The organism is Pseudarthrobacter sp. alpha12b (assembly GCF_054130495.1).
Genome location: NZ_CP196746.1, coordinates 2,346,816 through 2,368,406, shown reverse-complemented (window position 1 = coordinate 2,368,406; position 21,591 = coordinate 2,346,816). Strand labels below are relative to the sequence as shown.

The following is a 21,591-nucleotide window of genomic DNA, read 5'->3' as shown; positions in this document are numbered from 1 at the left end:
CAGCGGTTAGCCTTTTGCGTGTCGGGAACGACGGCGGGGCGGGGCCGGCTTGAGCGGTCCGGCTACGTGAAGAGTCCTTCGCCGACGAACCCGCCCGGCTTGACGCCCCCGGGCACGGCGAACAGGCCGGAGCCCGTGTGCTTCAGGTACTCCACGGCCAGCGTGTCGCCTTTCGCCATGGCCATCTGCATGGGCACGTAGTGGGTCCGGGGATCGGTGACGAAGGCGATGAAGAAAAGGCCGGCGTCGAGGTGGCCGACGCCGTCGGATCCGTCGGTGTAGTTGTAGCCGCGGCGCAGCATCTGCACGCCGCTGTTGTGGCTGGGGTGCGCCATCCGCATATGGGAATCGAGCGGAATGAGCGGCCTGCCGCCGCGGCCCTGCCGGCCGAAGTCGGGCTCGGTGAATTCCTCGCCTCCGGACAGGGGAGCTCCCGCACCCTTTGTCCTGCCGATCAGGCTTTCCTGCTCACCCAGTGAGGTGCGGTCCCAGGTTTCGATGTGCATCCGGATCCGGCGTGCCACCAGGTAGCTGCCGCCCGCCAGCCAGGCGTCCTCCCGCCGGGAAGCGTGCGCCCACACGTGCTGGTCCAGCAGCTGCTCGTCCTCGACCTTGAGGTTGTTGGTGCCGTCCTTGAACCCGAACAGGTTCCGCGGCGTTTGCTGGGCGCGGGAGGTGGAGGAGGTCCGGCCGAACCCGAGCTGGGACCAGCGGACCCGGACCTTCCCGAAACCGATCCGGGCCAGATTGCGGATGGCGTGGACGGCCACCTGGGGGTCATCAGCGCAGGCCTGCACCACCAGGTCACCGCCGCTGCGCCCCGGGTCCAGGTCGTCGCCGGGAAAGTGCGGCAGGTCGATCAGCGCTTCGGGCCGCCGGCCCTCCAGGCCAAAGCGGGCCACGCCATCCTTTTCGAAGAGGCTGGCCCCGAACCCGAAGGTCAGGGTCAGTTTGCCGGCGTTGAGATCCAGCGCTTCGCCGGTGTCTTCAGGCGGGGCTCCATACGGTCCGTCCACCGCACCCGTAGTTCCGGCCGGGCGGCCCTCGGTCAAAGCTTCGGCGGCCCGGGTCCAGTCCTTGAGGAGTTGGATGAGTTCTTCCCGCTTGGTGGTGGTGACGTCGAACGCCGCCATGTGCAGGCGGTCCTGCGCGGGGGTGGTGATGCCCGACTGATGGTCGCCGTGGAACGGGACCACCGGGCTGTCTACAGCCAGCGGCGCGGCAGAGGCGGCCACGGCATCGTGCCCCAGGAAGCCTGCGGCAAGCCCGGCGGCCGCGCCGCCCAGTCCGGCGATGCCAAACAGGCCGCGCCTGCTCAGGCGCGGTCCCGCCGTCGGCCGTTCGCTGTCCTTGGCCGCTCCCGGTGTCCCGGACACGGCGGATTCGAGCGGCCCGGGAGGCTCCGGCGGCCGCCCGCCAAACGGGCACCCGGTCACAGGACCACCGCCGTCGTCAGCTTGGATAGGGGCTCCCCCAGCGCATCCACCAATGAGGCCAACCGCTGGACTTGCCCGGGAGCCAGTTCGTCGTAGGAGGTGAAGCCTGCACCTTGGGCGTGCGTGGCCAGCTCCGCCTGCAGGGCCGCGAACTTCTCGTTCAGCGACGCGGCCAGTGCCGGGTCCTTCTGCTGAAGCGCGGGCAGGAGGTTCTCAAACGCGATGCGGGCTCCGTCAACGTTTGCCTGGAAGTCCCAGAGGTCAGTGTGGGACCAGATCTCTTCTTCCCCGGTCACCTTTCCGGTGGCCACTTCATCGAGGAGTTCCTTGGCGCCGTTGCCCAGGTTGTCCGCCGTGAATTCGAGGGTGCGGGTACGTTCCACCAGTTCCTTGGTGTCGGCCACCAGTCGCTCGGCGATGGACGCCCGTTCAGCCGCGGCCAAGGCTGTGTAACCGGCGGGCGGGAAGAGGTCCTTCTCCGCGCGATGCCAGCCGGTCCACTCCTGGCCGGGCTCAAGGTCGGCCTCGCGGGCGTCAAGCTGCGGGTCCAGGTCCCCGAAGGACTCCGCCACCGGCTCGATCCGCTCCCAGTGCTGGCGCGTTGAAGCGTACAGTGTACGGGCCTTCTCTGCGTCGCCCGCCGCGAAGGCCGCGGCAAACTGCTCGGTGCCGCTGAGCAGCCGTTCGCTCTGGTCCTTGACGTAGGACGCGTACTGTCCGGTGGCGGTGTCGAGCAGGTGCTGGAAGTCCGCGTCCGCGGACGGCTGGTTACCGGATTGAGTCACTTCCAGGGCGCCCCTGATCCCGTCGCCCTCCATGCCCGGCTTGCAGGCGGTGGTGTACGTGCCAGCGGGGGCGGTCACCACGAGGTTGCGGGTGAGGCCGGGACCGATGTTCTCCACCTCGCCGAGGATGCGCAGTCCGTCCGCTGCCAGCAGGTAGAACTCGGTGACTTCTGCGCCTTCATTCTTGACGGTGAAGGTGAGGTTTCCGCTGGGCACGCTGCCGGTGGACACCTTGCATGCGGTGTTCGAACTGACCACCTGGATGGCGCCGGGGGAGGCATCGGCTGCCTTAGTGTTGTCCGTGCAGCCGGTGAGCAGCAGGGGGACGGCGACCACCGCGGCAGCCAGCGACGCGATCTTCGTCCCGGCTGTGGTGCGGGCGGTTTTGGGCAGGGTGTAGCCAGGCATGGGGATTCCTTTGGTGCGGGAGGAGGGGTTTAAGCGGCCGCTACGGCCTTGACTGCGGTGTTGTTGCCGGAAGCGGCGGGGGCTTTGCGGTTGGTGCGCAGGTAGAGGAACAGCACCGGCACCACATACAGCAGCCAGGCCGCGGCTTCCAGCCACGTGGTGGCGGGGGAGAAGTTCAGGGTTCCCTTGAGTAGGGTGCCGTACCAGGACGACGGCGGGACGGCGCCGCTGATGTCGAAGGCGACGGAGTGCAGCCCCGGAAGGAGCCGGGCCTCCTGGAGATCATGGATCCCGTAGGACAGGACGCCGCCGGCGATGATGATCAGGCCGGACCCGGTCCAGGTGAAGAAGCGGGAAAGATTGACTTTCAGCACGCCCCGGTGGAGCAGGTAGCCGAAGCCGGCAGCAGCTGCCAGGCCCAGCAGTGCGCCAAACAGCGGTTGGGTGGATTCTCCCGTGGCCTTGGCGGCCGCCCACAGGAAGAGGGCCGTTTCCAGGCCTTCTCGTCCCACCGCGATGGCAGCCACCACGGCCAGCCCCCAGCCGGCACCGCCCGCCGACCTGTCGACACGCGACTTCAGGTCGCTGCCCAGCGTCCGCGCCGTGCGCGCCATCCAGAAGACCATCCACGTCACCAGGCCGACGGCGGCGATGGACAGGGTGCCGCCGATTGCCTCCTGCGCCTCGAAGGTGAGGCCTTTGGGCCCGAAAGTCAGGAGGGCTCCGAAAGCAACTGCGACAGCGGCCGCTGCCGCAACCCCGACCCACAGCCTGGGGATGAGGTGGCGTCGGTCCGTCTTGGCCAGGTAGGCCATGAGGAGGACCACCACCAAGGTGGCTTCGAGCCCTTCACGCAGGCCGATCAGGAAATTGGCAGTCATGGATGTTCTTTCGCTCAGGTAAGCCTTACTTAGGCAGGCCTAAGGAAGAGGTTACCCGGCGCCGGCTATTACGCAAACTAATCGTGCTGTAATTACCCGGAGGTTACATCCCGCGGCATGTTCGGTGCGCCGGGGCCGGCAATCCCGTGGCGGCCCGCGCAGCACAAATCCGTCCAGGGCACGCAAAAAGGCTGGCGCACCTGGTATTTGGGGTGCGCCAGCCTCTATGCGCAGCGGGAATCCTTTGGCGCGTCGAAAACGACGGCGGCGGAGGATTAGCTGCGGAAGTTTACGAACTGCAGGTCAGCTTCCTCAAAGTCCTTCAGCAGTGCCATGGTGGCCTGCAGGTCATCACGGGACTTTGAGGAAACACGCAGCTCGTCGCCCTGGATCTGCGACTTGACCGACTTGGGTGCCTCGTCCCGGATCAGCTTGTTGATCTTCTTGGCGAGGTCCTGGGCAATGCCCTCCTTGATGGAGGCTTCCAGGCGGAACTCCTTGCCGGAGGCGTAGGGCTCGCCGGTGTCCAGCGACTTCAGCGATATGCCGCGGCGGATCAGCTTGGACTGCAGCACGTCGAGGACGGCCAGGACGCGCTCCTCGGAGTTGGCCTTCATCAGGATCTTTTCGCCGCTGAAGTCCACCTCGGCGCCGACGCCCTTGAAGTCGTAACGCTGGGTGAGTTCCTTCTGGGCCTGGTTGAGCGCGTTGGCCACTTCCTGCTTGTCCACTTTGCTTACGACGTCGAACGTTGACTCGCCTGCCATGACTCTCCTTTGTTGGTGGGCGCCCCGTGCGGGGACAGGGCCTGGATCACTGGCATCCAGCCTAGTACGGATGCCCCGGCGGGTGGGGCCCGCCGATTCACAGTTCCCTCTCAGCGGACGCACCGGGGGAACGAAGGAGCGCTGGCGAGAGTTGGAGCAGTTGGACCGCAGTTCGAAGGGAACACCATGCACCGCAAAGCCGCCCGTTACGTCAACCGGACCACAACAGCAGCAGCCGGGGCGGTGGCCACGGCGGCGACCTCGGTGGCGGCGGCAGCGGTGGCCGCCTCCATCATCTTCAGTCCGGCGGCAGATGCCTCGGCCCGGATGGACGGGGTACGTGCCGACCTCCAGAGGGCTGTGCAGCTGAACCAGATCACCGAGGAACAGGCGCTGAGCTTCGAAGCCAAGCTGGCCGGACGGATCCTGGGAGAGGCGTAAACCGCGGTAATTCCGCGCCGTTGCAAGGTTTTTGAGGCACTGCAGGGCCCGATTCGATTCTTCGGCGGAAGTTCTGTAAAGTTGTCTTGCCCGCGGTTACTGAAGCGGAATGGGCCGGAAACGGACCCTTTCGAAGACTGCATCGGTGGGTACTTCTTTTGAAGTTCGGCAGATTACCCGAGCGGCCAAAGGGGGCTGACTGTAAATCAGCTGGCAACGCCTACGGGGGTTCGAATCCCTCATCTGCCACCCAAGGAAAAGCCTCCGGAACCACCAGGTTCCGGAGGCTTTTTCGTTGACTAAAACCCCCTTGCCAGGTCCTTCCAACCCGGTCTCCATCCGCCGTCGACACCATGTTGGTGCGGGCGTAGTCTGGCAGCATCGGCGCACGTGCCCCGATGCCCTGCGTCGATAATTCCATCGATGAAGGAGGATTCAATGAGTGCTGTACGCGAGTTCATGACCACTGATGCGCGATGCATCAGGGAAAACGAGTCCCTTGTGGACGCGGCCCGCATGATGATGGACCTCGACTGCGGAGCGCTCCCCATCTGCGGTGACGACGGCAAGTTGAAGGGCATGATTACCGACCGCGACATTGTGCTCAAGTGCGTCGCCGCAGGCCGCGACCCGGGCCAGATGGTGGCCCGCGATCTCGCCTCCGGCAAGCCCTACTGCGTAGATGCCGACGCCAATGTTGATGCAGCCATCGACATGATGGAGAAGCACCAGGTCCGGAGGCTCCCCGTCATCTCCGACCACAAACTGGTGGGCATCATCAGCCAGGGCGACATTGCGCGCAACTACTCGGAGCAGCGCGTGGGAGAACTGGTGGAACACATTTCGGGGCGCCACGGGGTGTAGCTCCGGCAAGGCGTCATGGCCTTGTCCGCGGATCCCACCCTTGAAGGTTCGGACCCGCGGACAAGCTTTGGAAATTCCAGTTCAGCTCATTCAGTTCAACGCGATCAGGAGCATCGTGCTGGTTCCCGGAATGCAGGTCTGCAGGATGGCGCGGGGGAGGCCGCCGAAGACCGCGATGACGTCGTTTGTGGTTCCGGGATTCGGGACCGTTCCACGCCCCGTCACCGTGAAGGTTCCATAGCCCGGGATGCTCACCGCCTCACCTACACTGATTCCAGAGAACCGGGCCCAGCCGCCGCAGAAATCGTGCTCGGTGATGAACAGCGAGTAGCCGTCATTGGGCGTGAAGTGGATGGGCCCGATGCAGGCATCCACCATCGACTGGCCTCCCGAACCGGCCACGTAGATGGTCCGGACGGCGGGAGCCGCCGGCGCAACCGCGGGAGCGGGAGCAGGTGCAGGTGCGGGTGCAGGTGCCGGCGCCGCAACCGGTGCCGCGGCGGGGGCAGGCGCGGCGGCCGGAGCGGGGGCAGGCACTGCAACTGCGATGGGTGGACCCGTCAGCAGCAGCGTCTGGCCTGGATAAATGATGCTGTAGAAACTCAAACCGTTGGCCGCGAGCATCGCATTCATGTCCACGCCATGGCCGGCGGCGATCACACCCACAGTGTCGCCGGATACCACTGTGTACAGGTTGGGATCGCCCGCCGGCTCAGGTGCCGGTGCCGGGTTGGGTGCCGCCGGAGCTGGAGCGGGAACAGGTTCGGCCGGCGGTGCGGGGGCCTCGGCTGCAGGGGCCTCCGCCGCAGGAACCGCGGCGGCACCGGAACCAGCCTGGACGGCGGTCGCCGCTGCTGTACTCGGCGACGCCGGGGCGGCTGCCTCGGCGACCTGGGCCACCGTCGTCGTACTTCCATTGGTTGGGGCGGGCGGTGCAGCCATGGCGCCGACGCCCACTGCCGCCACCACCGCGGCCGTGGCCATGCCGGCCCATAGCTTGTTGCTGATGACTGTCCGGCCGGGACTGAGGTCGGTTCGGGGGTCGTCCGTTGCGAAGCTCCTGCTGGAGCCGTCGGGGGAAGGAAGGGAAGGCTGGTTCATGGGTTGCCCATCAGGTTTTCGGTCCTGCCAGGGCACTGCGGTGCAGGCCGGGGCGGGACGGATCGAGATGTCATTGCGCCGCGGGCCCCGGCAGGTGCCGGAGCCGCGGGCGGCGCAGGTTGGAGGCATCCGCACACCCAGAAGATGCGGAGCTCCGCGTGACGGCAGGACCTTCCGGAAGCCACCCGGGGGACCTGCCAGTGCGTGTTGTTCCTAGGAATCCCGAGTCTAGGAACCACGCCAAGCCCCGGGCACCAGTAGGGGTTACCCGAGTTTTCCCGGCGGGTACTCGCCCGGGACGGCCGCGCTACTCAACCACGGGAGAGCCGATTACTTGCTGCTACAGCGGCCGGCGTTCCCGCAGCTCCGCGATCTCCTGCCGCAACAAGGCGATCTCGCTGACCAGCTCGGCCACCTCAATCCGCATCGGTTCCTCCACAGCTTCAGCCATCGTTTCCGCCGTGTCCTCAACCCTTTGGACCAGCCAGGAGGCGATGGAAGCCGTCACCACGCCCAGCACGGCGATGCCGCTCATCATGAGTGCCGTGGCCACCAGCCGGCCGATGGGCGTGACCGGGTACATGTCCCCGTAGCCCACCGTGGTGATGGTGGCGGTGGCCCACCACAGGGCGTCGCCAAAAGTGAGGATCTTGGCATCGGGTGCCCACTGTTCCACGTCCAGCACGGCCAGCGCCCCCACGAAAACCAGCAACGCTGCAGAACCCGCCACATAGGTGACCACCCGGCCGCGCAGCGTTTCGCCCACGGTCCGGTGCAGCACGGACAACAACGTCACCAGGCGCAGCAGCCGCAGGGGCCGGAAGAACGGCAGCGCCACGATCACCAGCTCGTGCAGGTTCCGGACGAACCATTGCCTGCGGTTTTCCGCGAGCCACAGGTTCGCCGCGTAGTCCAGGACGAAGATGCACCACGTCATCCACATGACAGCCTCAAGCCAGTCAGCTCCGGCGCCCTCAAGCCGGCCGATGACCTGCCATGCATACGCGGCCAGGAACACCAGTGCGGTAGCCATCAGGGGCCACTCCGCCAGGGCCCGGTAGCGTTGCTGCGTCATGCAGGAAATCCTACGGGGGATGGCCGGGAGCCAGACGGCTGAAGGATGTTACCCGCGGGTAGCATTGGCCTATGCACCTGCTCCTGAGAACCCTGCTTCTGCTTTTCCGCTCCGCCCGGCGCGCGCCGTTGGCGGTGTGGGACCCGTCGTCCCTGCCCCTGCGCGTCCTGCCCACGGACATCGACATCGCCATGCACGTCAACAACGGCATGTACCTGTCCCTGATGGACCTGGGCCGGTTCGACCTGATGGTGCGCAGCGGCATTTGGAAGCGGATGCGCCGCCGTGGCTGGAGCCCGGTGGTGTCCGCGGAGACCATCTCCTTCCGCAAATCACTCCAGCTGTGGCAGGAGTACACCATCGAGACCCGCATCATCGGGCTGGACACCAAGGCGATCTTTTTCGAGCAGCGCATGGTGGCCGACGGCGAGATTTACGCGCGTGCCTACATCGCCACCCGGCTGGTCACCAAGGCGGGCCCGGTCAGCCAGGAGGACATCCTGGCGGAGTTCGGGGCCCCGCCCGCGGACCTGGTGCTCCCCGCATGGCTCCACGAGTGGCGCGCTTCCAGCGCCCTCCCCGGCAGCCGCACCCGGGCCCCGCACCGGTGGCATGCCAACCGCTGAACCCGCCCGCCGGCGTCGTTCTTCCCCTATTCCCCATCACGCGGGGAGCGAACACGGGCGACAGCCATGGCCGTGGCGCGTAGCGTGGACACATGGCTACCCTCGACATCACAGGTGAACAGTTCGCATCCACGATCGAAGGCAACGACATTGTCCTGGTCGATTTCTGGGCAGAATGGTGCGGCCCCTGCAAGCAGTTCGGCCCCACATACTCAGCAGTTTCCGAGAAGCACCCGGACGTCGTCTTTACCAAGGTGGACACCGAAGCCGAGCAGCAGCTCGCAGCGGAGGCAGGCATCACCTCCATCCCCACGCTGATGGCCTTCCGCGAAAAGGTGCTGGTGTTCTCGCAGCCCGGCGCGCTGAACGCCCAGCAGCTGGAACAGGTGGTGGACGCCGTGAAGGCGCTGGACATGGACGAGGTCCACGCCCATGTGGCCCGCCAGCGGGAGGAAGCAGCCGCAGCGGCCAGCAAGCCCGCCGGCCAAAACGGCCCGCAGGACGGCACCCAGATTCCTGACTTCTAAGAAGCGTTAACGCAAATGCGGGACCTCCCACAGGAGGTCCCGCATTTTGCGTTAACGCTGCGTCAGACGCGTTCCACCTTGACGGGTTCGGCCAGCAGCGCGCTCAGCGATTCGTTCAGGTCCTGCACGGCGGTGCCCTTGGAGTGCTTGGCCAGGTCCTCCTCGGACGCCCACTGCTCGGTCAGGACCAGCTTCTCCTCGGTGGCTTCTGTCAGTTCGTACTGGATGCAGCCTGGCTCCTTCACCACCTCGTCAATGGCGATTTCCAGGGCCAGCTTGACGCGGTGGAACTCGCCGTCGTTGGGGATGAACGTTGCTATCAGATCAATGGGTGCACTCATGGATTTCACAATACCGGGCGCCCGGGGCCGAACCGGCAGTGTTGCGGCGCCGGCATGCTTCTCCTGCCGGGATCCTGTTGGTAGCGTGCCATCATGCGTGCTTACACAGCCGGGGACACTGACGTCCCGCTCCTGGAGGAAACCATTGGCGCGAACTTAGAGCGCGTCGCCGCGCAGTTTCCCCTTCACGACGCCCTCATCGAGGCCGCCCCCGTGCCGGGTGCTGACGCCCGGCGCTGGAGCTACACCAAGATGAACGACGACGTCGACCGGCTGGCGCGTGCGCTCCTCGCCTTGGGTGTGGCCAAGGGGGAGCGGGTGGGCGTCTGGAGCCCCAACTGCGCCGAGTGGACGCTGCTGCAGTATGCCACCGCCAAAGCCGGCGCCATCCTGGTCAACGTCAACCCGGCATACCGCAGCCACGAACTCGAATTCGTGGTCAAGCAGAACGGCATGCGCACGCTGTTTACGGCGCCGTCGGACAACACCAGCGACTACGTGGCCATGGCCCGGCAGGCACTGCTGACCTGCCCGGACCTGCAGGAGCTCGTCTTCCTGCCGGACCATGGCCTGGACGGGCTGACGGCGGGCAGCCCCCAAAGCGACGCCGAGCTCACCTACGCCGAGCTTCTCAAGCGGGCGGACGACGTCGGCCACGCTGCCCTGAAGGCCCGCATGGCCGAACTTGATCCGCACGATCCCATCAACCTGCAGTACACGTCCGGCACCACGGGCTTCCCCAAAGGTGCCACGCTGACGCACCACAACATCCTGAACAATGGCTACGCCATCGGCGAGCTGCTGGGCTACACCGAACGGGACCGCGTGGTCATCCCCGTGCCGTTCTACCACTGCTTCGGGATGGTGATTGGCAACCTGAACGCGCTCAGCCACGGTGCCGCCACCATCATCCCGGGGCGCGGCTTCTCGCCTGCGGCCGCACTTGAGGCGGTGCAGGACTTTGCCGGCACCTCCCTTTACGGGGTTCCCACCATGTTCATCGCCGAGCTCGCGCTGCCCGATTTCGGTTCCTACGACCTGTCCACGCTCCGCACCGGGGTGATGGCGGGTTCGCTGTGCCCCATCGAGGTGATGAACCGCGTGATTTCAGAGATGAACATGGTGGATGTGGCCATCTGCTACGGCATGACCGAAACCTCGCCGGTGTCCACCATGACCCGCAAGGGGGACACCCTGCAGCAGCGCACCGAGACCGTGGGCCGGACCATGCCGCAACTGGAGAGCCGGATCGTGGATCCTGCCACGGGGGAGGAACTGGAGCGCGGACAGATCGGCGAACTCTGCACCCGCGGCTACGCCGTGATGGCCGGGTACTGGAACCAGCCGGACAAGACGGCCGAAGCCATCGACGCTGACGGCTGGATGCACACCGGCGACCTGGCCCGCATGGACGAGGACGGGTATGTGGTGGTGGAGGGCCGGATCAAGGACATGGTGATCCGGGGCGGCGAAAACATCTACCCACGCGAAATTGAGGAGTTCCTTTACACCCATCCCGCCATCCAGGATGTCCAGGTCATTGGGGTCCCGGACCAGCGGTATGGCGAGGAACTCATGGCCTGCATCATCCTCAAGCCGGGTGCCGAGCCCCTCAACGCCGACTCCGTGGCAGAGTTCTGCCGCGGCCGGCTGGCGCACTACAAGATTCCCCGCTACGTGGAGGTGCGCGAGAGTTTCCCCATGACGGTCTCGGGGAAGATCCGCAAGGTACAGATGCGCGAGGAGGCCGTGGCCCGGCTGGGCCTCTGACTACCCGGGCTGCTGCACCACGTCGAAAAGCACTTCCCCGTCGCAGATCGAGGTGATCTTGATGGTGTAGCCGTCAAAGGTGGCTTCCTGGCCCACTGCGAGCCTGGGGAACTCCTGGGACGCGGGGCTGCCGCCGGAGAAGAGGGCAACCGACAAGTCTGCAGTCACCGGGTCATTCTTCAGGTGCGTACTGGAAAGCCGGACCAAGGGTGGTTCCGCCGCCGTGGAGGTTGCTGGAAGCAGCGGGAATGAGCCGTTGGCTGATGGGACCACCTTGTAGTTTCCAGTGCTGGTGCAGCTTGGGCTGGAAGCGCGCCCTTGGCCTTTCGTGGCTACTGCCTGCGGCTTCGAATCAACCGTTGTTTCGGGCTGGGCACAGCCAGCGAGGGTCAGGGCCGAGGACAGGGCTGCCAGGACAAGGAGCCAGCCCCACGCCTCCGAAGTTCGCGCCATGAGCCGACCGGCCTCAGGATTGTCCATCGGGCTGCTGCACCAGGTCGAAGCGGACTTCGCCGTCGCAGATCGAGGTGATCCTGATCGTGTAGCCGTTCATCGCTGCTTCGGAGCCCAGCTTGAGGTCATGGAAATAGACCGGAGTGGGATCCGGGGCGTCGGCAGCCAGTGAGAGGTCGGCCGTTGCAGGGGAGGCAGAGGCCTTCGTGCCAGCCAGCCCCACAGTCGGCGTGAACTTGTCGCCCTTGCTGGAATCGGGAAGCAGCGGCCATGACCCGGGAATTGAAGGGACGATCCGGTAGGCGCCTGATCCAGTGCAGCTGTCAGTCATTGTGGGCTCCTCAGTGGAAACGGGCGTGGGATCTGTGGATGGACTGGACGAGCACGCTCCTGTGCCCAGGGTCAGGAGGGCGACAGTTCCCAGACGGTGAAACCGATGCAGAAGTCCCATCAGCGCACCACCGATGCGTCTTGGTACTTGTCTTTGAAGTCCTGTGGCGTCACGGTCAGGACCGGGTACTGCGAACCCCAGGGGTTCCGCAGGAGAATATTTCCTTCCGCATCCAAACCGGTAACGAAGTAGGCGTGGCTGGTGTGATAGCCCTCTGGGGCACCTTGGGGCAGATCGGCGAGGGTGGTCACCAAAGCGGGGCGCCCCTGTCTGACCGCCTCCCACACATCATCGGCAGCAGATGTGCGCGCTATGTTTGGTCCCGCCAGGTACTGGAATGCATCCGGTCCCCAGTTGCCTTCGATGGCGCGGTAGTTACCCGGCGGGTACGCCTGATCCGGGGGCGTGCCTTCCTTAGTGCCATCATTGTTGTCGTCTTCGGTGTACACCTGTGCCAGCGCTTTCTCCACGTAGGCCGGCCAGTTGCCGCCGAAACCCGCCTTGGCGCCCATCTGTGTGCCCTTGCTGTTCGCCGGCAGTTCGGAGGTGACGGTCACCCACTGCTCTTGCCCGTTCTTGTCAAACAGCAGGACAGAAACGGTTCCGTTGCCGTTGTCTGTCACGTGCTCGCGGGCCCAGCCGGGATCCGCATTGATCATGGCCCCGGCGGCTGCCAGAACCACGCAGTCCCCGTACTGGCCCTGCTTGATGTCGTCAGTGCTCGGGCGTTGCCCGATTACTGGCCACTTGGGCTCCACCCACTGGTCGGGGCCGCTGGGGTCTGGGCCGCCGGGCCTGGCAGCGTCTCCCATTGCTGTTCCATCCGGCTGGGCCCACGGGATGAGGTCTTTCAGCCGGCACACTTGCTCCCTTGACGCCTTGGACAAGAGCTGGTCCAGCAGTTGCTGCCGTTCGAAGGGAGTAGTTCCCTCGCCGTTGAACAGGCCCTTGCCGTCGGTTGCGGCGCCGCTGCCCAGGCTGCGGATCTCATCGTCCGTCAACGACTCCAGCAGCTGGTTCAGCTGGGCCGGCTTGAGCCCTGCCAGGGCAGCACGGAGTTCGTTGACGTCCGTATCGTTGCCCACAAAGAAGTTGCTGCTCGACGCAGCGTCCCTGGCCAGGCCCCGGAGCCTGTCCAATTCCGGCGCGGCCAGGTTCGCTTCGCCCCGGTCGGGGTGGCGAGCCACAGAATGCTCCCCGCCGGTCAGATACTCGGCTGTCGAATCCCCGCCGTCCTTGCTGGCGGGGCCTCCAGCAGCGCTGGTCCGGCTTGCCGTGCCACCGGCGCCGCTGGCGAGTTCCTGCTCATCCGCGTGCCGTCCGGCCGCTTTCCCGGCTTCCGCAAGCGCCTCGACGACTTTGCCCAGCAGGAGGCTGTGGGTACCGGCCCAGTCGTTCCGGAACGCCTCGGCGTCGGCCCCTTTCCACCGGCCCGGGTCGCGCACGTCCCTCGAAAGCGCCGTCCCGGTGGACGCCAGGCGCGCCGAGGAGGCCGTCAGGGCCTTTCCCAGGGCGCGAAGTTGGGCGACGTCCGCCCCATAAATGCCTGCCATTGTTCCCCCAAATCAGTCCCAGCCTCCAACAGCTTATGCGGCGGCGGACAAAGGCGGGATGGGGAGAACTGCCCCTAGCCCTCCAGGGAGACCCTGGAGGTGCGGCGTGATAACTGGATAACCGCAAGGGCAGCCAGGACGACTCCTGCCAGCCCTACCGCTGCCAAGAGCTGCCGGGAGAGGCCTTCAGGTGCCTCCAGGGCTCGGAGGGCAGCTCGCCCGCCGCGTCCCCGGTCCGCGCTGGTGACCTCGTTGGCAGGGATATTCCACTCCTCTTGGGAGGGAAAGATTCCGGGTGGGAGCTGCACCTCGCGCAGTTCCCGCCGGGCGGCGAGCCGCTCGCGGACCTCCGGGTTCGGGGCCGGTTCCAGATCGTCGGCTGCGATGGCCGTGGGGTAGTCGATGATGTAGGGCTCACCGTAAAACGCCGAAGACGCCACGGACTCCACCCAAGTTGCAGGAGGTGCCGCAACGCCCCGGGCGGCAAAGGCTGACAGCAGCATTTCCCGGATCTCCTCCAGGCCCCTGCCTCCGGCGTCGCGCGACACGTCGAAGATGGCCAGCTGCAGCCTAAGCTTCTCCTCTGCGTCCGGATCCTGGGCGTCCGGATCCAGGACGACGGGATCCTGGGACGTTCCGGGCACAGCCTCGGAGTTTGGGTTGGTGCTGCCTGTTTCGGAGCTCATGGGATCCTTTCGGTCGACGTTGCCTGCCAGCCTGGTGCCGTCCAACCGGACGGGTGTGGCACCCCGCGGAGCGCCCTATACCGGCTCCGTACCCTCTGGCACGGAGATCAAGCGTTTCCAGGCGGCCGGAAGTGCCGTGCAGGTCAGTGCCCGCGGTGGTCCTGGATGGTCATCCTGGGACCGAAGGTGGGCTTGCGGAAGCCGGTGGCCTGGATCATCCGGACCACGCGCTGGCGGTGCCCCCGCCAGGGCTCCAAAAGGCGGAGCATCCCGGCGTCGTCGGTCCGGCGTCCGGTCAGTGCGGCCCCCACGTAGGCCGCGAGATGGTAGTCACCCACCGATATGGAGTCCGGGCAGCCGTGGGTGCGCTGCACCACCTCCGCCGCAGTCCAGACCCCGATGCCGGGGATCACCTGCATCTTCTCCGCTGCCTCCAGTGCGGGCAGCGCTGCCAGGCGTTCAAGCGCGACGGCGGAGCGCAGCGCGCGCATGACGGTGGCCGAACGCTGGGGCCCCACTCCGGCCTTGTGCCACTCCCAGCTGGGAACCTGCAGCCACTGGGCGGCTGTCGGTGCCACCACCAGCCCGGCCGGAGTGGACATTCCGGCCCGCGGCGCCGGCGTCCCGTAGCGGTGCACCAGGTAGCGGTAGGCACGCCGCGCCTCGATAACCGTTACCTTCTGTTCCAGGATGATCGGCACCAGCTGGTCCACCATGCGGCCGCTTGAAGGCAGCCTGACCGCCAGGCTGCGGCGCCGGGCCTCCCGGACCATGCGCGGCAGCGTGGCATGGAAGGCCGGTTCATCGAAACCCTGCCAGTCGTCGTCGGCCCCCAACAGGCGGGGCGCCGCCTGCACGGCGGCTGCGGCGCCGGGCCCCCACGCCTGGAGATCCACCAACCGCGCGCCTGCATCGCCGCCGCCCGCGGGGGCGAGCCGCATGGTGGCCGGACCGTCCGGCGTCGTAAAGGCATTCCAGACGACGTCCCCCTGCACGCAGAAGGAAGGATCGCTGTTCCCGCGCAGGAGCGGGCCAAGGGTCCGGGAAAGGCTGTAGGGGGCTTCCGGATACCAGCGCAAAGACACGTCCGCAGCGGCTGCCAGCCGGGGAGGTGCCTCTGCGATCGTCATGCCTTCCATCGTCCCACGGACCACTGACAGCGGCGGGACCATCGGCCCTTCTGCGCATTGCGGCCCCGGATTAGGATCACCGCGTGTGGCGCCCGGGCGGCGGCGCGAGGCACCCAACCAACAGATAAGCACAGGAACACGGAGGGCAACCATGGGCGGAGTAGTGCATTTCGAGATCCCCGCGGACGACCAGAAGCGGGCCAGGAAGTTCTACCGGGAAGCGTTGGGCTGGCGGATCGAACCGGTGCCGGGCATGGATTACAGCATGGTCATCACCACGGACATGGACGACGACGGCCAGCCGGCGGCCGCGGGCGCCATCAACGGCGGGATGATGGCCAGGGAGGGGCAGATCACCGGTCCGGTCATCACCGTGGACGTTCCGGACATCAACGCCACGCTCAAGAGCGTGGAGGAGCTGGGCGGCTCCGTGGTCATGCCCAAAAACGAGATTCCCGGGATGGGCTACACGGCCTACTTCAAGGATCCCGAGGGCAACGTGATGGGCCTCTGGGAGAACCTTCCCGCCGCGGAGGGCGGCCAGGCCCCGGGCACCTGATCCGAGGCAGCTGTTCCCGGGCAGCTGACGCGGGGCGGACTCAGGGCATCCCGGACGCGGCCCACAGTGCCAGCACGGCCAGCGGCACGGTCAGGCCCACCGCCACCAGCCCCGCCGCTGCGAACCCGCCCCACCTGATGGGCACGTTCAGCACCCGCAGCCGTTCGTGCCACAGCAGCGTGGCCAGCGAGGCCCACGGGGTCACCAGCGGGCCAAGGTTCACCCCGATAAGCAGCGCGGCAAGCCTGGCCGGCGATCCTGCCACCGGTTCCAGGGCCAGGTAGGCGGGGAGATTGTTGGCGGCGTTGGCAGCACCGGCCCCCAGCCCGGCCAGCTGCAGGAGGGCAGGCAGGCTCTCGCCGGACCCGGCCACACCGGCCAGCAGTGGCGTCAGGCCGTGGGCATGCAGGGCCTCCATGAGCATGAACAGGCCCACCGTCAGCATCAGCGGCCGCCAGGGGACCATGGACCACCGCAGGACGGACGGACGGCGGCGGAGGAAAATCAGCAGGAGGACGGCCGCGGCTGCCAACGCGGGGTACTGGACGGGAACGCCGGATACCAGCGCAGGCAGCAGGACCAGCAGCGTGACCGCCGCAACCTTGAGCAGGGTGCGGTCACGGACGGGATGCGCGGGCTGCGGCCCGTACGTTCCGCGCAGGTCCCGGCGGAACGCCAGCCACAGCAGGGCCAGGGGGACCAGCACCCCAACCAGGGCGGGGGCCCACACCAGCCCCGCGAAGCGCAAGGGGCTCAGGCCCAGCCGGTCCTGGGCCAGCAGGTTGGTCAGGTTGGAGACGGGAAGCAGCAGCGAAGCGGTATTGGCCAGCCAGATGCTGGTCAGCGCAAACGGCAGCGGCGGAATCCGGGCATGGACTGCCAGCAGCACCACCACCGGAGTCACCAGCACCGCCGTCGTGTCCAGGGAGAGGAATACGGTGGACACCGTGGCCACCGCCACCACCAGGAGCCACAGCAGGAAGACCCGGCCCCGGCCCAGGGCTGCCAGCCTGTCCGTCACCACCCGGAAGAGCCCCGCCTCGTCCACCAGTTCGGTGACCAGGGACATGGCCAGCACGAAGGCCAGGATGGGAATGGTGCGGGACGCGAGTTCTCCAAACGCGGGGAGGGGGAGCGCCCCCAGGGCCAGGGTAGCCATCCCTGCTGCCAGCGTTGCGCCGGGCAGCAGGTAGCTCCGGGCGGCTTTCAGCCATGCGAACTGCTTCACCGGCCTATCCTCGCATCCCGGGCAGGGAGCGGCGCGCAGGAAGCGGTAGCTTTGTACCTATGAAGTACGCCCAGTCCATCCTGGACCTCATCGGCAATACCCCGCTCATCAAACTCAACCACGTGACCGACGGCATCAAGGCCACTGTCCTGGTGAAACTGGAGTACCTGAACCCCGGCGGGTCCATCAAGGACCGCATTGCGGCGCAGATGATCGAGGACGCCGAACGCGAGGGCAAGCTGAAGCCCGGCGGCACCATCGTGGAGCCGACGTCCGGCAACACCGGGGTGGGCCTGGCCCTGGTGGCGCAGCAGAAGGGCTACAAGTGCGTCTTCGTGGTCCCGGACAAGGTGGGCGAGGACAAGCGGGCAGTGCTGCAGGCCTACGGCGCGGAAGTGGTGGTCACGCCCACGTCCGTTCCGCCGGAGAGCCCGCAGAGCTACTACGGTGTCTCGGACCGGATCACCCGGGAGACGCCGGGGGCCTACAAGCCGGACCAGTTCTCCAACCCTGCCGCCCCGGGCAGCCACTACAAGACCACCGGCCCGGAGATCTGGCGGGATACGGACGGCCTGGTCACGCACTGCGTCATTGGCGCCGGGACGGGCGGCACCATCACCGGCACCGGCCGGTACCTCAAGGAGGTCTCGGCGGGCCGGCCGGAGGCCGACGGCGGGGTGGTCCGGATCATCGGCGCGGACCCCGAAGGCTCGGTCTACTCCGGTGGCACCGGGCGCCCGTACTTCGTTGAGGGCGTCGGCGAAGACATGTGGCCGGCCAATTACGACAAGACGGTCCCGGACCAGGTGATCGCCGTCAGCGACGCCGATTCCTTCGCCATGACCCGCAGGCTGGCACGGGAAGAGGGGCTGCTGGTTGGCGGTTCCTCCGGGATGGCCGTAGTAGCCGCGCTGCAGGCCGCCAAGGACTTGCCGGAAAGTGCCGTCGTCGTGGTGATCCTGCCCGACTCCGGGCGCGGCTACCTGGGCAAGATCTTCAACGACCAGTGGATGCGCTCCTACGGCTTCCTCTCCGGCGGCGAGGAAACCTCCGTGGGGGAGGTCATCAAGTCCAAGAACGGCGAGCTGCCGGACCTGGTGCACATCCACCCCAACGAGTCCGTCCGCGACGTCATCAACATCATGAACGAGTTCGGCGTCAGCCACATCCCGGTCCTGTCGCAGGAACCGCCCGTGGTCATGGGCGAGGTGCTGGGCGCCGTGGACGAGCGCACCCTGACGGCCAAGCTGTTCCGCGGCGAAGCGAAGCTGACTGACAAGATCTCCGAACACATGGGCCCCAAGCTGCCCGTGATCGGCTCACTGGAAACCATCTCCGCGGCCCGGGAACTGCTGTCGGACGCGGACACCCTGATGGTCACGTTCGTGGGTGCGCCCGTGGGCATCCTCACCCGGCACGACCTGCTGGCCTACCTCAGCAACTGATCTGCGTTACCCGCAAAGGAGCACCCATGCCTGTCTCTGAAAACCAAGGTTTCAACACCCGCGCGGTCCATGCCGGCCAGGACTTCGAGCCGCGCACCGGCGCCGTGGTGCCGCCGTTGCACTTCAGTTCCACCTATGCCCAGGACGGGATCGGCGGGCTGCGCAGCGGGTACGAATACGGCCGCGGGGGCAACCCCACCCGGGATGCGCTGCAGGAACAGCTCGCGGCGCTGGAACTGGGCACGCACGCCTACAGCTTCAGTTCCGGGCTGGCCGCGGAGGATGCCCTTATCCGGGCGCTGACCCGTCCCGGGGACCACATCGTGCTGGGCAATGACGCCTACGGCGGCACCTACCGGCTGATCAGCCGGGTCCTGGGGGACTGGGGAATCGGCAACACCCCGGTGGACATGGCCAACCTGGACAGGGTCCGCCATGCGGTGGCCGCACACAAGACCCGGTTCGTGTGGGTGGAGACGCCGTCCAACCCGCTGATGAAGATCACCGACATCGTGGCGCTCGCTGACATAGCGCACGACGCCGGCGCCCTCCTGGTCGTGGACAACACCTTCGCGTCCCCTTACCTGCAGAATCCGCTCGCCCTGGGTGCCGACGTGGTGGTCCACTCCACCACCAAATACATCGGCGGCCACTCGGACGTGGTGGGTGGCGCCGTCGTCGTCAAGGACGCGGAACTGGCCGAGAAGATCGGCTTCGTCCAGTTCGCGGTGGGGGCCGTGTCCGGCCCCATGGACGCCTTCCTGACCACCCGAGGACTCAAGACCCTCGGTGTGCGGATGGACCGGCACAGCGAGAACGGGCAGGCCGTGGCCGAATGGCTGCTGGAGCGCCCCGAGGTGGAAGCCGTCCTCTACCCGGGGCTGCCGGGCCACCCTGGCCACGAGCTCGCCAAAAGGCAGATGCGGAAGTTCGGTGGCATGGTGTCTGTCCAGTTCAAGGGCGGTGAAGCTGCCGCCCGCAAGGTGGCGGAGTCCACCTCCGTGTTCACTCTGGCGGAGTCCCTGGGCGGAATCGAATCGCTCATGAACTACCCCTCCGAGATGACCCATGCGTCGGTCAAGGGCACCGAGCTCGCTGTGCCGGTGAACCTGCTCCGGCTCTCCTGCGGGATCGAAGACGTGGAGGATCTGATCGCGGACCTGGACCAGGCCTTCTCCGCCATCCCGTAACTCCGGTGGAACCCTAGCTTTCTTGAAGAGAGTCAGCTAGGGTTCCCGTATGCCTCTTCGATCCGACTGGTCCCAACGCAGCTGCAGCATGGCCCGCGGCCTGGACATCCTGGGCGACCCCTGGTCCATCCTGGTGCTGCGCGAGGTCTTCTTCGGAAACGGGCGCTTTGACGCCATGAAGAGCCGGCTGGAAGTGGCGGACTCGGTCCTCACCAAGCGGCTGGCGGGCCTGGTGGAATCCGGTCTGCTGGAGAAAAGGGCATACGACGACGGTGGGCGCACCCGCCAGGAGTACGTCCTCACTCCCAAGGGTGAAGACGCGCTCCCGGTCCTGAATGCGGTCACCATCTGGGCGGAAAAGCACCTGGCCGCGCCCTCGGACCAGGCGCACCTCTACGTGATCCACACCGGCTGCGGGGAGCCCACCACCTCGGCGGACACCTGCACCCACTGTGGCGAACGGCTGACGGCGGCCAACACCAGCTGGCACAGCCGCACCAGGTCCGAGCAGCCTATCCGGTTGTCCACGGCAGCCGGGAAAGGAGCGGCTTCATGAGCACCGTGCCGGAAGAAGCAGCCGAAGCCGCGGAGGAAGCCGCCCTGCAGTCCCCGCCGGTAAAGCGCCGCCGCCTGCATCCTGCCTGGATGGTTGCCGCGGTAGCGTTCCTCGCGCTCGTCGGGGCGGCCGGATTCCGGGCAGCTCCGGGCGTCCTCATGGTCCCGCTCCAGCAGGAGTTTGGCTGGTCCACCACCGTGCTCTCGGCGGCAGTCAGCATCAACCTGGTGCTCTTCGGCCTGACCGCCCCGTTCGCCGCCGCGCTGATGGAACGGTTCGGAATCCGGGCCGTGACGGCAACGGCCCTGGTCCTGATCGGCATGGGCAGCGCACTGACGGTGCTGGTAAACCAGTCCTGGCAGATCCTGCTGACCTGGGGCCTGCTGATCGGGCTCGGCACCGGCTCCATGGCCCTGGTCTTCGCCGCCACCATCGCCAACAACTGGTTTGCGAAGAGCCGGGGACTGGTGATCGGCATCCTCACCGCCGGCAGCGCAGCCGGCCAGCTGGTCTTCCTGCCCTTCATCGCCATGCTGGCCCAGGATCCCGGCTGGCGGCAGGCCTCGCTGCTGATCGCCGCCGGCGCCCTCGCCGTTGTCCCGCTGGTGCTGAAGTTCCTCAAGAACTCGCCGGCCGACGTGGGGGTCCTGCCCTATGGTGCGGAGCCTTTGGATATTGAAGCTGAAGAGCCAACAGCCCCAGCAGCCGCTCCCACCGACGGCCGGCGCCCCAACGCTGCCGTCCGTGCGCTGCAGGTACTCCGGCGCGCCAGCAAGGTCCGGACTTTTTGGGCGCTCGCGGCCGGGTTCGCCATCTGCGGCGCCACCACCAACGGCCTGATCGGCACCCACTTCATCCCCTCCGCGCACGACCACGGCATGCCCGAAACCACCGCCGCAGGGCTGCTCGCCGTCGTCGGGATTTTCGACATCATCGGGACCATCGCTTCCGGCTGGCTGACCGACCGTTTCAACCCCCGCGTCCTGCTGGCCGTCTACTACCAGTTCCGCGGGATCGGCCTGCTGGTGCTCCCGCTGCTGCTGAACGCCGAGGTACAGCCCAGCATGATCGTGTTCGTGGTGATCTACGGCTTGGACTGGGTGGCCACCGTTCCACCAACAGCCGCCATCTGCCGTGAAACGTTCGGAGCCGACGGCAGCGTGGTCTTTGGGTGGGTGTTCGCGGCCCACCAGCTGGGCGCCGCCGCAGCCGCCATCGCCGCCGGCGCCCTCCGCGACGCCACAGGGCACTACACCTACGCCTGGTTCGGCGCCGCTGCCATGTGCACCATTGCCGCCGTCATCAGCGCCACCATCCGCCGGAACCGCGGTTCGCGGGAAGCGGAGCCGGCAGCGGCCTGACACGGGCCGCCGCTAGG

Annotated in this window: 23 protein-coding genes and 1 tRNA gene; 11 read left to right on the top strand and 13 right to left on the bottom strand. The window is 66.9% G+C overall.

Going from position 1 to position 21,591, the window contains the following annotated elements; translation table 11 throughout:
- Positions 1-62: 62 nt before the first annotated feature.
- The 4 genes from efeB to ACTAQI_RS10890 all read right to left on the bottom strand — a co-directional run bounded on the left by efeB (position 63) and on the right by ACTAQI_RS10890 (position 4,277).
- Positions 63-1,376 (bottom strand): iron uptake transporter deferrochelatase/peroxidase subunit, encoded by a 1,314-nt coding sequence (efeB, locus tag ACTAQI_RS10905; protein WP_457945813.1) that lies wholly within the window; start codon positions 1,374-1,376, stop codon positions 63-65.
- Between the two features lie 56 nt (positions 1,377-1,432).
- Positions 1,433-2,629, bottom strand: coding sequence for an iron uptake system protein EfeO (gene efeO, locus ACTAQI_RS10900; protein WP_457945811.1), 1,197 nt, complete (start codon positions 2,627-2,629; stop codon positions 1,433-1,435).
- Between the two features lie 29 nt (positions 2,630-2,658).
- Entirely contained in the window at positions 2,659-3,510 is an 852-nt protein-coding gene (gene efeU, locus ACTAQI_RS10895; protein ID WP_457945809.1) for an iron uptake transporter permease EfeU, read from the bottom strand.
- 275 nt (positions 3,511-3,785) lie between these two features.
- Positions 3,786-4,277 (bottom strand): YajQ family cyclic di-GMP-binding protein, encoded by a 492-nt coding sequence (locus tag ACTAQI_RS10890; protein ID WP_018760541.1) that lies wholly within the window; start codon positions 4,275-4,277, stop codon positions 3,786-3,788.
- A 186-nt stretch (positions 4,278-4,463) separates the two neighbouring features.
- Here ACTAQI_RS10890 and ACTAQI_RS10885 point away from each other — a divergent pair, with 186 nt between their 5' ends.
- The 3 genes from ACTAQI_RS10885 (at position 4,464) to ACTAQI_RS10875 (ending at position 5,582) form a co-directional block, all read left to right on the top strand.
- A complete protein-coding gene (locus tag ACTAQI_RS10885) occupies positions 4,464-4,718 on the top strand; it encodes a hypothetical protein (RefSeq protein ID WP_457945807.1) in 255 nt (84 codons plus the stop codon).
- Between the two features lie 167 nt (positions 4,719-4,885).
- Positions 4,886-4,967 (top strand) — tRNA-Tyr (locus ACTAQI_RS10880).
- A gap of 189 nt (positions 4,968-5,156) precedes the next feature.
- Positions 5,157-5,582 carry a CBS domain-containing protein gene (locus ACTAQI_RS10875; RefSeq protein WP_457945805.1) on the top strand — a complete coding sequence of 142 codons (426 nt, stop codon included), beginning with the start codon at positions 5,157-5,159 and terminating at the stop codon, positions 5,580-5,582.
- Between the two features lie 90 nt (positions 5,583-5,672).
- Here the strand turns inward: ACTAQI_RS10875 and ACTAQI_RS10870 are convergent, their stop codons facing one another.
- Positions 5,673-6,683, bottom strand: coding sequence for a LysM peptidoglycan-binding domain-containing protein (locus tag ACTAQI_RS10870; RefSeq protein WP_457945804.1), 1,011 nt, complete (start codon positions 6,681-6,683; stop codon positions 5,673-5,675).
- Positions 6,684-7,023: 340 nt separating this feature from the next.
- Entirely contained in the window at positions 7,024-7,758 is a 735-nt protein-coding gene (locus ACTAQI_RS10865; protein WP_457945803.1) for a potassium channel family protein, read from the bottom strand.
- 71 nt (positions 7,759-7,829) lie between these two features.
- Between ACTAQI_RS10865 and ACTAQI_RS10860 the strand changes: the two genes are divergently transcribed.
- Positions 7,830-8,384 (top strand): acyl-CoA thioesterase, encoded by a 555-nt coding sequence (locus ACTAQI_RS10860; protein WP_457945801.1) that lies wholly within the window; start codon positions 7,830-7,832, stop codon positions 8,382-8,384.
- A gap of 92 nt (positions 8,385-8,476) precedes the next feature.
- Positions 8,477-8,911 carry a thioredoxin family protein gene (locus tag ACTAQI_RS10855; protein ID WP_457945799.1) on the top strand — a complete coding sequence of 145 codons (435 nt, stop codon included), beginning with the start codon at positions 8,477-8,479 and terminating at the stop codon, positions 8,909-8,911.
- Positions 8,912-8,973: 62 nt separating this feature from the next.
- Here ACTAQI_RS10855 and ACTAQI_RS10850 read toward each other — a convergent pair whose 3' ends face one another.
- The gene (locus ACTAQI_RS10850; protein ID WP_457945798.1) at positions 8,974-9,252 is read right to left on the bottom strand and encodes a putative quinol monooxygenase; all 279 of its coding nucleotides are present in this window, start codon (positions 9,250-9,252) and stop codon (positions 8,974-8,976) included.
- 93 nt (positions 9,253-9,345) lie between these two features.
- Here ACTAQI_RS10850 and ACTAQI_RS10845 point away from each other — a divergent pair, with 93 nt between their 5' ends.
- Positions 9,346-11,022, top strand: coding sequence for an AMP-binding protein (locus ACTAQI_RS10845; RefSeq protein WP_457945797.1), 1,677 nt, complete (start codon positions 9,346-9,348; stop codon positions 11,020-11,022).
- Here the strand turns inward: ACTAQI_RS10845 and ACTAQI_RS10840 are convergent, their stop codons facing one another.
- From ACTAQI_RS10840 to ACTAQI_RS10820, 5 genes are all read right to left on the bottom strand, one after another.
- Positions 11,023-11,475, bottom strand: coding sequence for a hypothetical protein (locus tag ACTAQI_RS10840; RefSeq protein WP_457945796.1), 453 nt, complete (start codon positions 11,473-11,475; stop codon positions 11,023-11,025). It lies immediately after the preceding gene.
- A 13-nt stretch (positions 11,476-11,488) separates the two neighbouring features.
- Positions 11,489-11,806: a hypothetical protein gene (locus ACTAQI_RS10835; RefSeq protein WP_457945795.1), complete on the bottom strand. Its 318-nt coding sequence runs from the start codon at positions 11,804-11,806 to the stop codon at positions 11,489-11,491.
- A 119-nt stretch (positions 11,807-11,925) separates the two neighbouring features.
- On the bottom strand, positions 11,926-13,419 hold the full coding sequence (locus ACTAQI_RS10830; RefSeq protein ID WP_457945793.1) for a C2 family cysteine protease: 1,494 nt from the start codon (positions 13,417-13,419) through the stop codon (positions 11,926-11,928).
- 74 nt (positions 13,420-13,493) lie between these two features.
- Positions 13,494-14,105, bottom strand: a complete 612-nt coding sequence (locus ACTAQI_RS10825; RefSeq protein WP_457945791.1) for a hypothetical protein — start codon at positions 14,103-14,105, stop codon at positions 13,494-13,496.
- Between the two features lie 143 nt (positions 14,106-14,248).
- On the bottom strand, positions 14,249-15,235 hold the full coding sequence (locus ACTAQI_RS10820) for a 3-methyladenine DNA glycosylase (protein ID WP_457945790.1): 987 nt from the start codon (positions 15,233-15,235) through the stop codon (positions 14,249-14,251).
- Between the two features lie 151 nt (positions 15,236-15,386).
- Here ACTAQI_RS10820 and ACTAQI_RS10815 point away from each other — a divergent pair, with 151 nt between their 5' ends.
- Complete coding sequence (locus ACTAQI_RS10815; protein WP_457945789.1) at positions 15,387-15,794, top strand: VOC family protein; 408 nt, start codon at positions 15,387-15,389, stop codon at positions 15,792-15,794.
- Between the two features lie 40 nt (positions 15,795-15,834).
- Here ACTAQI_RS10815 and ACTAQI_RS10810 read toward each other — a convergent pair whose 3' ends face one another.
- Entirely contained in the window at positions 15,835-17,022 is a 1,188-nt protein-coding gene (locus tag ACTAQI_RS10810) for an SLC13 family permease (protein ID WP_457945787.1), read from the bottom strand.
- A gap of 59 nt (positions 17,023-17,081) precedes the next feature.
- On the opposite strand from ACTAQI_RS10810, the gene ACTAQI_RS10805 reads away from it, so the two are divergent.
- The 4 genes from ACTAQI_RS10805 to ACTAQI_RS10790 are packed head-to-tail and all read left to right on the top strand — an operon-like array spanning position 17,082 to position 21,574.
- Complete coding sequence (locus ACTAQI_RS10805; RefSeq protein WP_457945785.1) at positions 17,082-18,467, top strand: cystathionine beta-synthase; 1,386 nt, start codon at positions 17,082-17,084, stop codon at positions 18,465-18,467.
- Positions 18,468-18,493: 26 nt separating this feature from the next.
- A complete protein-coding gene (locus ACTAQI_RS10800; protein ID WP_457945784.1) occupies positions 18,494-19,657 on the top strand; it encodes a cystathionine gamma-synthase in 1,164 nt (387 codons plus the stop codon).
- Positions 19,658-19,706: 49 nt separating this feature from the next.
- A complete protein-coding gene (locus ACTAQI_RS10795; protein ID WP_457945783.1) occupies positions 19,707-20,213 on the top strand; it encodes a winged helix-turn-helix transcriptional regulator in 507 nt (168 codons plus the stop codon).
- Positions 20,210-21,574: an MFS transporter gene (locus ACTAQI_RS10790; RefSeq protein WP_457945782.1), complete on the top strand. Its 1,365-nt coding sequence runs from the start codon at positions 20,210-20,212 to the stop codon at positions 21,572-21,574. Before ACTAQI_RS10795 ends, ACTAQI_RS10790 begins: the two co-directional genes overlap by 4 nt.
- Positions 21,575-21,591 lie beyond the last annotated feature (17 nt).

What these genes read in the sequence shown, in the direction of transcription:
- efeO (WP_457945811.1), bottom strand. Translation starts at nt 2,629, where the DNA reads ATGCCTGGCTACACCCTGCCCAAAACCGCCCGCACCACAGCCGGGACG.
- efeU (WP_457945809.1), bottom strand. Translation starts at nt 3,510, where the DNA reads ATGACTGCCAATTTCCTGATCGGCCTGCGTGAAGGGCTCGAAGCCACC.
- ACTAQI_RS10890 (WP_018760541.1), bottom strand. Translation starts at nt 4,277, where the DNA reads ATGGCAGGCGAGTCAACGTTCGACGTCGTAAGCAAAGTGGACAAGCAG.
- ACTAQI_RS10885 (WP_457945807.1), top strand. Translation starts at nt 4,464, where the DNA reads ATGCACCGCAAAGCCGCCCGTTACGTCAACCGGACCACAACAGCAGCA.
- ACTAQI_RS10875 (WP_457945805.1), top strand. Translation starts at nt 5,157, where the DNA reads ATGAGTGCTGTACGCGAGTTCATGACCACTGATGCGCGATGCATCAGG.
- ACTAQI_RS10870 (WP_457945804.1), bottom strand. Translation starts at nt 6,683, where the DNA reads ATGAACCAGCCTTCCCTTCCTTCCCCCGACGGCTCCAGCAGGAGCTTC.
- ACTAQI_RS10865 (WP_457945803.1), bottom strand. Translation starts at nt 7,758, where the DNA reads ATGACGCAGCAACGCTACCGGGCCCTGGCGGAGTGGCCCCTGATGGCT.
- ACTAQI_RS10860 (WP_457945801.1), top strand. Translation starts at nt 7,830, where the DNA reads ATGCACCTGCTCCTGAGAACCCTGCTTCTGCTTTTCCGCTCCGCCCGG.
- ACTAQI_RS10855 (WP_457945799.1), top strand. Translation starts at nt 8,477, where the DNA reads ATGGCTACCCTCGACATCACAGGTGAACAGTTCGCATCCACGATCGAA.
- ACTAQI_RS10850 (WP_457945798.1), bottom strand. Translation starts at nt 9,252, where the DNA reads ATGAGTGCACCCATTGATCTGATAGCAACGTTCATCCCCAACGACGGC.
- ACTAQI_RS10845 (WP_457945797.1), top strand. Translation starts at nt 9,346, where the DNA reads ATGCGTGCTTACACAGCCGGGGACACTGACGTCCCGCTCCTGGAGGAA.
- ACTAQI_RS10840 (WP_457945796.1), bottom strand. Translation starts at nt 11,475, where the DNA reads ATGGCGCGAACTTCGGAGGCGTGGGGCTGGCTCCTTGTCCTGGCAGCC.
- ACTAQI_RS10835 (WP_457945795.1), bottom strand. Translation starts at nt 11,806, where the DNA reads ATGACTGACAGCTGCACTGGATCAGGCGCCTACCGGATCGTCCCTTCA.
- ACTAQI_RS10830 (WP_457945793.1), bottom strand. Translation starts at nt 13,419, where the DNA reads ATGGCAGGCATTTATGGGGCGGACGTCGCCCAACTTCGCGCCCTGGGA.
- ACTAQI_RS10825 (WP_457945791.1), bottom strand. Translation starts at nt 14,105, where the DNA reads ATGAGCTCCGAAACAGGCAGCACCAACCCAAACTCCGAGGCTGTGCCC.
- ACTAQI_RS10820 (WP_457945790.1), bottom strand. Translation starts at nt 15,235, where the DNA reads ATGACGATCGCAGAGGCACCTCCCCGGCTGGCAGCCGCTGCGGACGTG.
- ACTAQI_RS10815 (WP_457945789.1), top strand. Translation starts at nt 15,387, where the DNA reads ATGGGCGGAGTAGTGCATTTCGAGATCCCCGCGGACGACCAGAAGCGG.
- ACTAQI_RS10805 (WP_457945785.1), top strand. Translation starts at nt 17,082, where the DNA reads ATGAAGTACGCCCAGTCCATCCTGGACCTCATCGGCAATACCCCGCTC.
- ACTAQI_RS10800 (WP_457945784.1), top strand. Translation starts at nt 18,494, where the DNA reads ATGCCTGTCTCTGAAAACCAAGGTTTCAACACCCGCGCGGTCCATGCC.
- ACTAQI_RS10795 (WP_457945783.1), top strand. Translation starts at nt 19,707, where the DNA reads ATGCCTCTTCGATCCGACTGGTCCCAACGCAGCTGCAGCATGGCCCGC.
- ACTAQI_RS10790 (WP_457945782.1), top strand. Translation starts at nt 20,210, where the DNA reads ATGAGCACCGTGCCGGAAGAAGCAGCCGAAGCCGCGGAGGAAGCCGCC.